The sequence below is a fragment of the Candidatus Dependentiae bacterium genome (assembly GCA_018266175.1).
Taxonomy (GTDB): Bacteria; Babelota; Babeliae; order Babelales; family RVW-14; genus JAFEAY01.
Genome location: JAFEAY010000025.1, coordinates 106,158 through 120,843, shown reverse-complemented (window position 1 = coordinate 120,843; position 14,686 = coordinate 106,158). Strand labels below are relative to the sequence as shown.

The following is a 14,686-nucleotide window of genomic DNA, read 5'->3' as shown; positions in this document are numbered from 1 at the left end:
CATGCTGGTTAGAATAAATAAATTATTTTTAAAAATGATTGTGGTTCTTTTCATTGCTCAGGTCCCGATTAACCTGCTTGCAATGCAGCAAGCAGAACATGAGCAGATAGATTCATTTGAAGATGAACTTAAAAATAGTATTTTTAACAGAGTTGCAACCGCATACAATGATTTGGAAGATATTGATCAGAATGCTCTCTATCGATTTAATAATGTTTGTTGGGAGCTCAAAAACTTTGCACTGGAACTTGCTTCAGATCAATACAATCTGCAATCAGTTCAATTGCTTGCCGCATTAAAAACTCAATCAATTATGCAGTCCGTCTTCGTCAAGTGTTTACATTTTTTTTCTGAAGATGATGCAAAAAAAGCGGTTCTAGATGCCATGTCTCACAGAGATGAATGGAATTTTTTCTTTGCTGTGTGCCTACCAAATAACAACCCAAATGCTCTTTACAGCGAAAAATATAAAGCAACACAATTGCACTTTGCTGCAGCGTGTGGATTTACCCATGCTCTCCAGGCTTTGCTTAATGCAGGAGCTCGTGTCAACGAAGTTGATGCTTACAAGCTGACTCCGTTACATTGTGCTTCAATGAAAAAAAATAATCTTTGCATGGAGATTTTGATTCAAGCAGGAGCGGACCAAGAAGCGCAGGATATTTGGGGAAGAACACCGCAGGGGTGCTATGGAGCAGCTTCGTCGGATCAATAAATTTTGGGATAAGAAGCTAAGTTTATTTTGTTGAACCCAGTACAAAGACGGTCTAGACTTTGTACTGGGTTCTTGCTTTCTAGATAGCTATCTTTGCTACTATGCTGCAGCACCAGAACCTTTAGAAAGAGCATCTTCTAGATTTTTATAGTCAGCAACTGTGCCAAATGTAACTGCGGTATTGATTTTGTTCTTAAGATCTTGAAGAGCTTTCGCGTCTCTTCCTTCTTTTAGAATAGATTCTAATTTTCCTTCAGGGTCTTCTGATTTAATATATTTTTGTTGTCCATTAAGTATTTTTTGTATTTTTTGCCTTAACTTAAATCCTGTTTCTGAGGCATTTTCGATATCGAGTAACGCTTGCTTAAAAGCCTCTTCAGGGGTATGTCCTTTAAACAAGTGAACGGTTGGTGGGAGTGTAAATGGAGCGAGTAGTACTCGCTTGTCTTTGTCATCAAATAATTGGTTGTAGTGTTGTGCAAGTGGTTTTATTTTTTCATCGGCGGATAAAGTATTATACATGTCTATAAATTCATCAGCCAATGTTGGCTCTTTTATCAATTGATTCAATAAGTCTTGATTGTTGGTAACAATAGTTGTGATTGTATCTACGGTTGAGTTTTTTACCGCAAAACTGAGTGCACGCATAAGTTTGCGAGCTTCTGCCATAAACGATTGACCCGCTTTACGAGATTCTTGTTCTTGCTTAATTACAGGATTGTCTTTAAGAAAAGGATGAGCTGCAAGTTCTGAGAGCTCTTCTTCATTAAGTTCTGATAGACGAGGTTTGAGCTCTTCAGGGTAAAGTCGAAGGATTTTGAGGTCATTTTCATTTTTAAGAGATAAAGTATCTAGATTTTTTGGTTTATTCTTCTTGATCCACTCAGTCGCCCTGGCGTCAAATTTACTTTTCCATCCTGGATATTTTAGTAGATGGTCATAAAACTTGTTAAATTGATCCGAATTCATTCCTGTAATAAATTCATCCCATAAAGCATCCGGAATTGATGGAATAATAAGCTCGTAAACATAATCATTTTGTTGCATGGCAGTTACAAGGATTTTTGCTTGTGCGAGCTTTTCTAGGGCTATGTCATGTTCAAGCAATTGTTCTCGAACGAATCTGCGAAAACTGTTATCGTCTATAAGCTTATCTTTAATCGTTTCTTCTTCATCAATAACAAGAGCTTCGTCTTCGTCATCACTCCAGCCTTCGTCATCGCTCTCAGCCTTTGTAGATTTAGGATTTATAGGTTGATTAAGAATTTTTGTGAGATTTGGGAAATCTTCTCCAGCGCTTTCTTTAATCTGTTTGTAATACTTTGCATTAAGAGCTTGCGCAGTTTCTTCTTTTAGGCCCGAGGTTTTCTTTGGTTTTTCTAATATCTGAATTGTCTCGAGTAATGATGCTTGTTCTACAGCACTCAGTAAAGTTAGAATAGGGTTTTTATCATTAAGTGTAATCTTGAGACAAGGGCAGTAGAGTGATTCAATTGTAAGATAATTATCAAAAATATTTTTTCTAAATTCTGAGTCAGTATTAAATTTGTCATTAAAGGCTTTTTGTGTAGGGGTTATGGCTAAGGGCCAATCTTTACTAGAAGGGACGGATGATTCGCGTACAACTTTTTTGAGGGTAACCCCTTTTTGAATTTCGCTAAGCAGATCTCCTTTTACAGGTGTTGTTTGTTCAGGCTGAATCAGGTCAGTTTTTTTTGGGTCAGACTGAACCAAGTCAGGTAGCTTTTTTTCAACAATAACTGTATACCAAGATGGGTTTGGGATTTTGATTTGGTCCTTTAGTGCCTCCATAATATCTATGAATTCATCTAAATTATCAGATTTTATAGATTTAATGGCCTCTAAAAGATTCTTGAGATTCTTATTGTTATATTTTTTGAGGTGATCATCTATGGCAGTATAAGCAGCTTTTTTTGCATAAGGGGATTTAGATTCTGTCAATTTTTTGATTGATTGTGCGGTAGGTTGACTAGATTCTTCGTATGTTGTTCCGTCATTGCTTTCCATTTTTATATTCAGAATAGCTTCTATGTCTTTTTCTAAATATTCATGAAGAGGCTTGATTACGAGTGAATTATTGATTGTATCTGCGTCTTTACCGAGCTCTTTAAACTTATTATCAAGGGCCTGTTTTTCTGGATGTGAACTCAGATAAATCGTGAATTTTTCTTTGTCTGTATCAGACAAGGCTTTGAGTTCATTGGTTAAGGAAGAAAGTTGACTTTTAAATGCTATTCCATCTAATAAACCGCTAGACTTTTTCAAAGCTAAAATCTTTTCTGTAATCAACTCAAATTTTTTTTCATCGCCATGAATAAGCTCATTCTTCAGTTCCCCCAGCTTCCCCCTCAACATCCCCAGCTTTCCTTTAAGCGCCCCAAGCTTACCTTGCAACGTAACCAGTTGATTGCTTAATGGCTCGGCCATAGGGTGAATTGGGGTAAGCGATGACGCAATAATGCACGTCAGTGCAAGCGATAACAATTTTGTAATCATAAGTATTCCTTGAATTTAAAAGCTAGAGGTCGATAAGCTTGTGGCATAAGTATTAAAAAATACTCATGCATAAGACAAGGGTTCAAATAAACAAGGAGAAAGAATGTTAAAAGGAATACGTAAACTATTTTTGCTGACTGTGCTTACTGTTATGCAGGGAGTGCTTCAGGCAGACTTACCAGCACAACTTCATAGCCTTCAGGGGCGACTTGGAGGCCTTAAAGCCAAGCTTGAGGAGCTTAGAGGTGCCTTGCAGGATTTGAAAATAAAGCTTGAAGAGGCTGGCAAAGAAGAGGCGATGAATCAGCTTGTTCAAGAGAAAGCCTTTGATAGCTTTATGAAAAAAATTTCACCACACCTGAGTGATAAAGTATTTATCGATAAAATTAAGGCAGCTTTTAAAAAAAATGGCTATGCAGTATTCGATCAAATTGCGAAGCTTTTTCCTGAAGATCAGTTTAATGATGAGCTTCGACAAGTTAAAGAACACTTTTTAGATCTTTATGAATCCTTTATTGAAGATGATCTAAAAAATGACAAGATTGGTGACAGATTTGGTGCGGCACGAGCAAAAAGCTCACGCTTATCGGAGTTAGAGCGGCGCTATAATTTGGCTTTTTTAAAAGGAAAAAGAGCATTAATTATAAATGAGATTATTAACAATAGCAGTGGCTTAGGTATTGAGGAGCTTAAAACAGTCTTAGGAGCTATTAATAACGATTACGAAAAGCATTTATTTGTAAGTCTTGTGACAAAAGCTTTAACTGAAAAATTTCTTATCGAAGCTGATCAAAAAATATTAGCCCAAGAGCTTATTAAAAGTATTTCTTCAGGTACCAATGCTCAACAGATAAGCACAATTAAAAATATTATCAGCAAAGATGGGCTTAAAGGATTTTATCAAAGAAGAGCAAAGATTTTATTGATGGATGGTCTAAGCGGTGCAGCAAGTAAATACCATAATAAGAGTGAGATGAAATATCAGGGAATAAACATTATGCCTGCTGCTGCAAGTAAAGCAATCTTCCCCCATAACACAGGTGGGTTTAATGATCTACTGAAGAAACTTGAAGAAGGATTAGCACAGAAAAAACCATTAGTAGAGACCGAGCAAGCTCGAATAATTCGTGTTAAGGAAAATGAAAAGATATTTAAAGCAATTCCTATTGCCGGCATTCCATGTGAGCAGCTTTATGAAGCTTTTGCACAAGAAGTAGAACATTTAAATTTCTTAAAATTTTTTTTAACTAATCAGAATTTGCTTAAGCCAGATGAAAATAAAAGGCTTTTAGCAAAAAACATCCTTCAAAAAATTGTGGGCGAAGTTTCTTCAAAGAGTGATGACGATTGGGATACTGAAGAAGATAGAGTTTTTAAGATTCCAGACTGGTTCAATACTTTATCAATAGACGAAGCTCTAAAAAAAGAAGCTTTAATCACTATCATGAGATCTACTCTTGAAGAAGGAATAAAAACTGACGACGAGTTTAAGATATTTAAAGCGAAATGCGATAAACTCACGGCGCTTGCTCAACCAATACAAGATATTCTCTTTGATGAAGATACAAAAACCAAGCTCGAGGGGTTTTTGAATTATTCTAATACCCCCCCCGTAAGAGTGCATGGGTTAGAGCAAAAAATTAAAAACGCTGAAGATGCTTATAATAAGGCTCAAGATGAAGAGGCTAAAAAAAGAGGACCTGGAGGAGCTGGCGCTAGTAATGAGCTCAAAAAAGCTGTGATTGAAAAACGGAGTGCTTTTGAAGATTCGGATGACGATGAAGAAGATGATGGTTTTTGGGACTCATAAGCTATGATTCTAAATGGGGCCGGTGGTTATGTGACTATCGGCCCCGCATATTTTTGAGCCCTCGGGCTATTTGTTATCCCTCATAGAGAAGCCTGGATAGACAACATCGAGTTGGCCTAGAGTACGATTGAAGCCTGTGATCAATGAGTTCCAGAAGAGATAGGCTTATGCCTGCTTGAGTAAAATATCTTTTTTATGGCAAGCGATGCCAAAGAAGGCTATTTTCTCAACTCCTTGGCTGCGCAGCTCTGCGGCATAATCTCGTTTCTGTATCTGCTCAAGCGCTCGATCAGCACATTCCTGCATGGTTTCGTCTTCATCACTATCGAACTTTTTAAATTCGATAATAACTCCAGGCAAGGTTTTGGCGTGTGGTATGAGCATGATGTCATATCGACCATAGCCACTTTCGCGATTTGAGCGGACCGCGTAGTTGTTCGATAAAACCACAAGTAATCCAAGCGCGAAAAGATGGTAACTTTTTTCAGGTTCATTGGTGTCGACATCATGAAAACTCATGCTTTGAATCATAAATTTTGCCAGAAGTTTGCCAAAAAGTTTTCCATCAGCTTCACCCAGTGCTTGCTCAAGATAGCGGACGTCGTCGTAGCCCAAGCTTTGTCTAAACAGATCACTGATGAGCGTATCAAAAAGTGAGAGTAATTCTTTGTTTGGAAGCACGAGCGAGCAGATGTAGTGGCCGCGAGCGTTGATAACAACGTGGCTGATGGTAACATAGCCGCTAAAAAGCAAAAGCGACCAGATGGAATTGGCGTCGTTACTCATTCCAGGAAGTACCATTTTATCGTCGATTTGGATATCAGGAAGAGCATTGCCCTGCACAAGTTGGGCACAGGCTTCTTTGATTTGTGGTGATGCCTGGGCAATAATGGTTCGAATTAACCCGTTATCGCTGGTGTTAACCCAGTAGGGGATAAGGCTGCCGCCTGATTTAACGCAGTTCAATGCAGACCAAGGGTTATAAATTTTGGTCTCACCAATCAGGTAGCCGTTGTACCAGTCTTTAAATTGTGGTGCAATTTGTTCAAGCTGATAGTCTGCAAGCATGCGGTCAATTTCTTGTTGCGTGAATCCAAATTTATCAGAGAAATTTTGATTCAAAATTGTTGCAACTTCAAGGTTATTCAGGCCAGAGAAGATGCCTTCTTTTGCAGTACGTAAGATGCCTGTTATCACGCTGCGCTCAAGGCTCGAGTTGTCTTTGAGCACACCGCACAGCAAGCCGCGCATAAATTCAATAATATTGTTGTAGTAGTTATGCTGATATCCAGCGTGGACAGGTGAGTCGTATTCATCAATCAGGACAACAACTTTTTCTTGATGATAGCGCTCTAAGAAATCCGAAAGGTTCCGAAGGCTGTTGTGATAGTCTTTGCTTGTTGCTTTTTGTGCACAAATATTTCTAAAGAGCTCTTTTTCAAAGTCTTTGAGTATATTAGTTTCTAGAAGATAATCATGTCGTGCGTATTCTCTGGCTATAATATCAATAAGTTTTCCCTTGGTAACTTCCCAATCACTCTCTTTAACGTCTTTAAACGTGACAAAAATAACCGGAAATTTGCCCTGCAATTTTGCCATTTCAGGAATATTCCAGATCTTTTTATCTTCAAAAAGATGAGCATTTGATTTTTCGGTCTTTTCATAAAAATATCTGAGCATCGATAAATTTAAAGTTTTACCAAAGCGGCGGGGGCGAGGTATGAGTGTGACTATTCCACCTCTGATACGAAGCTCTTGAATAAGCAATGTTTTATCAACGTAATAATAATCATCTTCAATAAGTCTTTTGTAATCGCTTAAACCAATGGGAAGTAGTTTCATAGCCCGCCTCTTTTTGAAAGAGAGAAATTATACTTTTATGCTTTGAGTATAGCATACGGTGCAAACCTGCCTATACCTCCCCGAATTCAAAGCGTTCTAAGCCCCGGGCTGTTAATTTATCCGCCATAGGGAAAACTTCATGGCTAGGATAGATAACAGAGGCGTCGTAAAAGTAAGTAAACTTACTTAATGAGTCTTAATGTGCGGTTAAAAGTAAGCGTGCTTACTCTTCAAACGGCTTGCGTCTGCCGGCAAAGGCTTGGGGACCAGCAGCCACACGGTCCAATCAGGCGTGCACGGTGCAACCTGGTCTTGGGTTGGAGGTAGAGGGTGATGGGATACAAAAGAGAACAGGCGGCCTTTCGACCGCCTGCGAGAATTACATTTATTTTGAGTTAAGGCGTAATGCCAAGTGCTGTCAAAACCTCCAAGCCATAAGGGCCTTTTGCAGAGAATTGATCTCTTTTAGCTGTGACAAGATTTTTGAGTTTATTTTTATTAATCCTATCTAGTTTTGCGATAGAATTTCGACATTTTATAATGTCAATAATTTCATCGTCGTCTAAGTTTCGAACTGCTCCAGACCCGATAAGGCCGCCGATGGGAGGAGGTGTTGGCGGACTGCCTGCTGCTGATATTGGAGGAGGTGTTGGCGGACTGCCTGCTGCTTGAGCTACAGCTAACGGTTTTTTGTTGATAATCTTTTTAAGAGCTTCCTCATCTTCAGGTACTGAAGTTGCTATCACTGCTGGACTTTCAGACGATGCTTTAGGAATTGCTTTTTTTGCCCCTTGAGGCTTTGGTAGTTCTATAGAATCTATTTCATCATCTGAAGCACCAAGACTTTGCAGTAATGCACTTACGTGAGGTGCTTGTATTATACTTGGAAAAATATACCCGCTATCGCTTTTGGTAACTTTATCTTTGAGAATTATTAAAATTTTATCTTTAAGTAATATTTTATCCTCATCTTCTAGCTTATCTAAGCCAGCTTTATTATCGAGCAAGGCTTTTATTGATTCTGGCGTTGCTTCAAAAGAATTAATTAGTCCTTTAAGCGTATCTCTATTAGCCTCTATTTTTAGGCGAAGGCTTTCTATCTGTTCGAGAGTTAAAGGTTTTTTTGAAATAGGAGTTTTTACAGGTGCTGCGGCTCCGCTCAGTGATGAACTTGGCGTAACTGGTTTATTTAGATTTTCTCTTGCTTTTTGAACAAGCGAATGGACTTTTTGATTATCTTTTTTACCTGTGTTTAAAGTTTTGATTTTATCATCTAGAGTCGTTTTAAATTCACTGTAGTAATCAAAATGACTTGTCCCAATCACCGCATTTAAAGTATTATTGAATGGTTGCTGTAAGTTTGCTGCTGAAGCTGGAAATTGACTCAGCTCAAGCCAATTATCTAGATTAAGACTAACAATAAAATTTTTTAAATCTTGAGTTGTTTTTTTATCGGATATTACTTGTTGCCAGGCCTGAATAATAAAACCTTTTTTCTCATCATCAGTGGCTTTTAGTGCTTTTGTTTTTTCAAAAATAGAGGCAAATGTCTCAAGGCTAGTGATATCTTTAGCATTTACTATTGCTTTTTGTAAATTTAATACAGCATTAGTTAAAGCTTCTTGTTGGGCAATAGCTTCTTTTTTTTCATTGAGCTTTTTATCAATGAGTTGTTTAAGGGCTTCAAATGATTGTTTATTTTCTAAAAGAGCAGGGAAGTTTTGAATGTACTGATCATCAAGACAGACGTCTGTTGCAGATTTAAATTCTTCTAACTCTTTAATTGATTTGCCTCCTAAATCTTGAGTGACCAAATCTTTTGAGTTAGAGGTTAGAAAAGGAGTAAGATTAGAAATGTTTTTTGTTGCTTCTGCTAGTTGTAAAGTTTTTGCTTGCTCAGAGAGTTTTGGATTTGTTGGTTTTTCCAATTTAATATTAGCAGAAAGGGGTACCCATACAATTTCTGCGGGTGTTGAAACTGCGACACCACTGCTTGGACTGCTTCCTCCACCAGAAGGCGCCTTCCCATCAAGCGCATCTTTTAGCTTTTCCAATCCACCCTTAAGCTGCCCAAGCTTGCCTTTTAATCCAACAAGTTTGGACTGTAAATCACCTAATTGACCGCCAAGGTCCATAGCCGCAACAAATCCAGGAAGTGTGATGGCAAGGATAAGGGTGAGCGCAAGCACCCAGAGCTTTTGATGAAGAGCATTGAGTCGATTATGCTTCATGAGGAACCTTTTTTTACTATAAAAAAATTATTGTATGACTTTTAAAAAACAATCTATTATTTCAAATATACAGATGAGTGGGGGGGGGATGCAATAGTTTAGGAAGAAAGGGGGGAGCTGAGCTTGAGCATGGAAGATAGGCAGAACAAAAGGTTCTTGAAGAGCGCTCCTACCAGGGTCATGTAAGAATAATTAATAAAAATGCTTACATAGTTGTCATTTTTTCGATAAATTTGCACATGTAAGTGTCATTTTTAATAGAAAAGTGAAACCATGTTAAGCAGAATTTTGAAATTACCGCTTGAAGGCCAAAATAGCATCTTTCTCTTTGGGCCACGCGGGACCGGTAAGACGTCATGGATTAAGCAATCTTTAGCATCAGAAATTTATTTGGATCTTTTAGATTCATCTACCTATAATCCATTAGCAGCTAACCCGAGCAGGCTGCAAGATTTGATTCCTCAAGGTTACGCCGGATGGGTTGTTATTGACGAAGTGCAACGTATTCCGGAGTTACTGAACGAAGTTCATCGCCTGATTGAACTCAAGAAGATTAAATTTCTTTTGACCGGATCAAGTGCTCGTAGTTTACGACGAAGTGGGGTCAACCTGCTTGCGGGTAGGGCGCTCAAGTATTCTATGCATCCGCTGGTTGTTCAGGAGTTTGGGGGCACACCTTTTCAATTAGATACTATTCTTCAATATGGACTTCTACCGGGTGCCATTGGGCACAGTAAACCCGAAAAGTATTTAGAAAGTTATGTGCAGACCTATTTGCGAGAAGAGGTACTTCAGGAAGGGCTGACTCGAAATCTTGGAACATTTACTCGGTTTTTGGAAGTTGCAAGTTTCTCTCAAGGCCAAGTTTTGAATATTTCAGAAATCTCCCGGGAGCTTGCATTAAGCAGAACATCGGTTGCAAACTATTTTGATATTTTGGAAGATCTTCTTTTGGCAGTGAGAATATCGGTATTTTCTCGGCGAGCAAAAAGAAAAGTCATCACACATCAGAAGTTTTATTTCTTCGATACAGGTGTTTATAAAACATTGCGTCCCAAGGGGCCATTCGATTCAACAGCTGAGCTTGAAGGCGCTGGTCTTGAAACACTTTTTTTTCAATCACTTCGTGCAATTAATGATTACTACGAACTGAATTACCAAATTCATTTTTGGAGAACACTTGCAGGAGATGAGGTTGATTTTGTTATCTACGGTCCACGAGGTTTTCATGCTTTCGAAATCAAGCGTTCATCACAGATCAAGCCCAAGGACTTAAAGGGGCTTAAAAATTTTGGAGAAGATTATCCTGAAGCCAAGCTTTACGCGCTTTATTTAGGCAACCACAAGGAATACCATGGTAACATCAACGTGATGCCTTTTGAAGAAGCGTTACGCCTGTTGCCGGAGCTGATTGGTTGAGTTTTCTTGTATATCTGCTCAAAGATTCTAAAAAAAGTTGAGATAAAAAAGTAAGAAAATGATGGTTTGTTCTTAAAACACCTTGTAAATTTTAATTTGATTTCGAATTTACAAGGTGTTTTACAGAAAGTAAGCATAAATTGCTTATTAAACTAATATTAATTATGCGGCTCTTCCTTAATTTCAAAGTCCTCAAAGACCTCAAAAGAACAGTTTTCTTTCCATCCATCCATTGGCAGGCTGGCCTTTTGAGCCAGTTGCTCAAGGGTGGTTGGTAAGTCCCATTTCCATTCAACCGGTACCTGGGGTAAAAATACCGCGCTGTGGGTCTTGGCGCCTGCTTGATCAAGCTTGTTTAAGATGACGCCGTGCTTGCCAATTATAATATCTTGGCAGCTTGGTACCGTATGTGGCGGTGTGAGGACTGAGATATCGATAACAAGATTGTTGAGCTCACCTGCTTGCACCGGCTTAAAGCGGGTGTCGTGAAGTGCCGCTGCGTAGCTCATTGCCATGACGGTTTGGAAGAGCGGGTCAGGTGTGGTAATACGGCCAATGCAGCCGCGCAAGTTGCCATCTTTTGTATTGAGCGTAATAAATGCACCGCTGGGTTGCACAACTCCGGGGCTGATGATGGGGCGCAAGAGGTGGTCATCAACTTGCTGGTCTTGAGGCTTAACAACATTTTCAAGGGTGCTGCGCGCGCAGGCAAGCAGTGCTTTTTTTTCGTAACCGGAAAGTGAATCGGAGGCTATATTTGGCCCTTCAGGTTTCTGGGCAAAGACAATTCCTGCGTAGCTGACGCTGCGGTGTGCCTGCGCGTCTGGTACCGGTTGCATGAGCTTTTTGATGTTGATGATTTGATCTGCTGTTTGGCGCGCTTGCTCAAGGTGTGCTGAGGTGTAAGAGCAGCAGAGCGTTGGTGTTACCGGCTGAATTTTTTCAGACTCAAGCAGCGCAAGCAACAGTTTGATGGGGTCGCGTCCGCAAATGGTCGCGCTCGTTTGGTGAAGGTATTTTGAAAAACCTTCGAACGATTGTGCAAAAATTGCTTGCAGTCCCATGGAGTCGAGCTGGCGAATATTGTCCATAATATTGGTATCAAAAATTTTGTAATCATAGTCGGTACCGTGATGTGTAAAGTCTGAGCTGACGACAATCAGCGTTGTGTCATCGATAATCTGACCCAAGTGCTTTAAAATTTCTAAATAATTTTCTCCTAAAATTCGTCCAACAATCAGTGGGACAAGTTGAAAAGACTCAATCGTTTTTTGCAAAAAAGGCAGCTGTATTTCAAGCGAATGTTCGGGCTTATGTGCTTCAGGAACAACGCGAAATTGCTTGCAGTGTGCAAGCGTGTTGAGCGCATTGTGGTCAACAGGAATTTCCCCGAGTGGTGTTTTGTACACGGTGTAGTCGGGCAGTGCAATGCCGTGCAGCAATGCAAAATGACTGGGTGCAAGGATGATAACGCGTTCGATGAGGTTGTTTTTTTGACCATTTTCAACAAGGGTTTGATATGCGCTTGCAGCGCAAAGCCCTGAGTAGTAGTGGCCAGCGTGAGGAACAATGAGTGCGCGCACGTTGCGTGCTGCAACCGGCACTGCAAATTCTTGAGCTGCAAGTTCAAAATAGCCATCAAGCTCAGCATCTAGTTTGGCAGGGTCATGCGCATACCAGCCTTCAGGTAAATGTGCTTCGTGCACAACAAGCGGTGCAGGGGGTAGGCTGGAGTTAACAATTTTTTTAGTACAACAGGTTGGTGCAAGCAGCATGAGGGTCGGCAGCGACCAGAGAAGAATTTTTTTCATAGAGAGATCCTTTTTTTCGAATTTTTATTTCCAAGTGTATGAAGATAAGAAAAAAGATACAATTTTTTCGGTATTATTGACTATTTGAATAATGAGCCAATAGAATCAAGGTGAGAAGAGCACGTCGTATTTCATAATGAGGGGGAGGAGCGATGCGTGCAATTAAAGTCTTGTCTGGCTTCTATTTAATGCTTTTGATGTTGCTTTCTATACAACAGTTGAGTTGCCAAAGTGAAAATAATAAAAATAATAAGAACTTATTGAAGCTTGCGCTTTTCGACAGTGTTGGCCAAGAGCGTTGGGCTTACCGACCATTTATCAAACTTGCTCAATCAGCCGGTTTTTCGGTTAAGTATGTTCCGATTGACCAGATTATGGACAGCACAATCAGTCAGCTTAATTTGTCCAGCTACGATGCTGCATTTTTTATCACGGGAGGAGAATTTTTTGGAGGGATTCAAAAATCTGCCGTGTGCCAAAAATTTCTTCAGCTTATGCGTTCCTATGCAGTGCTTAAAAATCGTTTAATTGGACTTGCACTTCCTGGTGCAAGTGTGCCACCAAATACAAGTGTTATTGGCGCTTACGCACCGGTTTTGGGTGCTCTGGGTATTCCCGTTGCATTAGCCAGTGGACAGCAGTTTGCAGCACAACATGCAACGCAGCACAAGCTCCATGCATTCTTAAACACATGCAATCTTTTTTTAACAACACCTCTTGAACGGCGCTCGTGTGCCTACCACACAACGCTTAATGCTCCGCATCATGGTTTTGTGTGGGATTGCGATGCGGTACAAAATCGCTTGCTTGCTCAAAAAAGCGACGTGTACCTGCTTCCCATGCGCCGTACCTGCTCAAAAGAAATTGAGCGCAGCTTGCCGTATGGCGTTTATTGGAACGATACAAAAAATCAAAATCACGTTGCACTCATTTCTCCTGCAATGCTTTCGTTTGGCGGGATTTCTGAAAGTTTTCATATCACGCCGATATCACCAACACTGAAAAAAGAGATGCTCAGTATGGTGCAGCGTATGCTCTGCGAGCTTAAAACGCTCATGACAAGCAGCGATAAAAATATAGAGCAAACAATTTATTTGCTTAAAAACGGAACTGCATCAGCTCCATTTCCTGAAAAGCTACAGTTGGTTGGGAATGCAGTTCAAACACCGCGCAATCACATGCGAAAAACTGCTTGGATGGAGATTCCAGCATTTTATGATGATGATTTTCCAAAAGACTTTACCCCTGAACAAAAACAAGCGGCGCAAGCTGACCGAGCCGCACGGCAAGATGCTTTAATCAATTATACACTCACTTCAGGCCTTGATGCCTTGTGGATTAGCATTACGCCCAACATTTACTACAGTCCGATTGCAAAAATGGTAAAGCCGGATGCAGCACAAACAAAAATATTACAAAAAAAGTTTGTCGACTCACTTTCGCTTTTTACTCAAAAACTTAAGCAGGGGGCAGAGCGCCTGAAGTGCAGTATTCCTAAAATTATTGTTGGGTTTGAAGTTGCCAATAATTTATATCCGCCCAACATGCCGAAAAATTTTGCACTCGATTTGTATGGTAATGAATATCGCGATATCCCGGCACCGCTTGAACCAAGCTTTTGGGAGCATGAGGTAAAAATACCCCTTGATGCCTTTTTAAAGACTTGGAATAATCCAAATGTTGGTCGTGGCATTCCTATTTCAGGCGTTATGCTTGACCTTGAAATGTATTGCCGAAAAACAACCGGTACCTTTTTAACGACCATGGGTTTTGATGCTCAGACTTTTAGCCAATTCAAAAGTGATAAGAATGGTAGTGCTCTTGGTAAGCAAATTCACGATCGTGTTCAGTATCTGATGCAGCATCAGCTCACCGAAAAATATTTTCAATTTTTGGAACAAAAGGCTGGAAGCCTTGGTGACTCGCTCAAGCAATTTTTCCTCAAAAAAATACCTGGCTGCCAGATAATGTGTTATACTCCGAACATTCTTTCCAACTGGTTTTATAAGGGACTATGCAAAGGGTTGAGCAAGGGGCGCTCAGACCCGCTTTACTTACTGACTTTCAATTCTGAATTTAGTTTGCATAAGCGGTGGTTTGAAAAAAATAACATTCCAGTTAGTCACGCGTGCGTGTTGCTGCTTTCAAAATTGCAGAAACCTGATGACTCCACGTTGGTAGAAGAGATTTTGCGTACACATCATGGCGTCTGGTATAATCGCTTTTCTCGTTTGGCAGAAAAGCATGAACCGGGAAGCTGGATTAATGTGGAGCAGTCTCCCATGAGCGATGAGCAAAAGGCGCAGTTCTTTGCTCGGGCTCGTGCACTGAAGTGATAAGG

The 14,686-nt window shown here is 40.0% G+C and carries 8 protein-coding genes; 4 read left to right on the top strand and 4 right to left on the bottom strand.

Annotated features, from left to right (window positions below):
- The first annotated feature begins 1 nt into the window (after position 1).
- Complete coding sequence (locus JST56_06240) at positions 2 to 715, top strand: ankyrin repeat domain-containing protein (protein MBS1988556.1); 714 nt, start codon at positions 2 to 4, stop codon at positions 713 to 715.
- A gap of 99 nt (positions 716 to 814) precedes the next feature.
- Here the strand turns inward: JST56_06240 and JST56_06235 are convergent, their stop codons facing one another.
- On the bottom strand, positions 815 to 3,232 hold the full coding sequence (locus tag JST56_06235; protein ID MBS1988555.1) for a hypothetical protein: 2,418 nt from the start codon (positions 3,230 to 3,232) through the stop codon (positions 815 to 817).
- Positions 3,233 to 3,335: 103 nt separating this feature from the next.
- On the opposite strand from JST56_06235, the gene JST56_06230 reads away from it, so the two are divergent.
- Positions 3,336 to 5,042: a hypothetical protein gene (locus JST56_06230; protein ID MBS1988554.1), complete on the top strand. Its 1,707-nt coding sequence runs from the start codon at positions 3,336 to 3,338 to the stop codon at positions 5,040 to 5,042.
- A gap of 165 nt (positions 5,043 to 5,207) precedes the next feature.
- On the opposite strand, the gene JST56_06225 is transcribed toward JST56_06230, so the two are convergent.
- Together JST56_06225 and JST56_06220 are read right to left on the bottom strand one after the other, a co-directional pair.
- Complete coding sequence (locus JST56_06225; protein MBS1988553.1) at positions 5,208 to 6,884, bottom strand: AAA family ATPase; 1,677 nt, start codon at positions 6,882 to 6,884, stop codon at positions 5,208 to 5,210.
- A gap of 395 nt (positions 6,885 to 7,279) precedes the next feature.
- Positions 7,280 to 8,938 carry a hypothetical protein gene (locus tag JST56_06220; GenBank protein ID MBS1988552.1) on the bottom strand — a complete coding sequence of 553 codons (1,659 nt, stop codon included), beginning with the start codon at positions 8,936 to 8,938 and terminating at the stop codon, positions 7,280 to 7,282.
- A 450-nt stretch (positions 8,939 to 9,388) separates the two neighbouring features.
- Between JST56_06220 and JST56_06215 the strand changes: the two genes are divergently transcribed.
- Positions 9,389 to 10,534 carry an ATP-binding protein gene (locus JST56_06215; GenBank protein ID MBS1988551.1) on the top strand — a complete coding sequence of 382 codons (1,146 nt, stop codon included), beginning with the start codon at positions 9,389 to 9,391 and terminating at the stop codon, positions 10,532 to 10,534.
- Between the two features lie 158 nt (positions 10,535 to 10,692).
- Here the strand turns inward: JST56_06215 and amrB are convergent, their stop codons facing one another.
- The gene (gene amrB / locus JST56_06210; GenBank protein ID MBS1988550.1) at positions 10,693 to 12,345 is read right to left on the bottom strand and encodes an AmmeMemoRadiSam system protein B; all 1,653 of its coding nucleotides are present in this window, start codon (positions 12,343 to 12,345) and stop codon (positions 10,693 to 10,695) included.
- 152 nt (positions 12,346 to 12,497) lie between these two features.
- On the opposite strand from amrB, the gene JST56_06205 reads away from it, so the two are divergent.
- Positions 12,498 to 14,681 (top strand): hypothetical protein, encoded by a 2,184-nt coding sequence (locus tag JST56_06205; protein MBS1988549.1) that lies wholly within the window; start codon positions 12,498 to 12,500, stop codon positions 14,679 to 14,681.
- The last annotated feature ends 5 nt before the right edge of the window (positions 14,682 to 14,686 follow it).

Coding starts and splice junctions, on each gene's coding strand:
- JST56_06230 (MBS1988554.1), top strand. CDS start 3,336: ATGTTAAAAGGAATACGTAAACTATTTTTGCTGACTGTGCTTACTGTT.
- JST56_06225 (MBS1988553.1), bottom strand. CDS start 6,884: ATGAAACTACTTCCCATTGGTTTAAGCGATTACAAAAGACTTATTGAA.
- JST56_06235 (MBS1988555.1), bottom strand. CDS start 3,232: ATGATTACAAAATTGTTATCGCTTGCACTGACGTGCATTATTGCGTCA.
- JST56_06205 (MBS1988549.1), top strand. CDS start 12,498: ATGCGTGCAATTAAAGTCTTGTCTGGCTTCTATTTAATGCTTTTGATG.
- JST56_06240 (MBS1988556.1), top strand. CDS start 2: ATGCTGGTTAGAATAAATAAATTATTTTTAAAAATGATTGTGGTTCTT.
- amrB (MBS1988550.1), bottom strand. CDS start 12,345: ATGAAAAAAATTCTTCTCTGGTCGCTGCCGACCCTCATGCTGCTTGCA.
- JST56_06215 (MBS1988551.1), top strand. CDS start 9,389: ATGTTAAGCAGAATTTTGAAATTACCGCTTGAAGGCCAAAATAGCATC.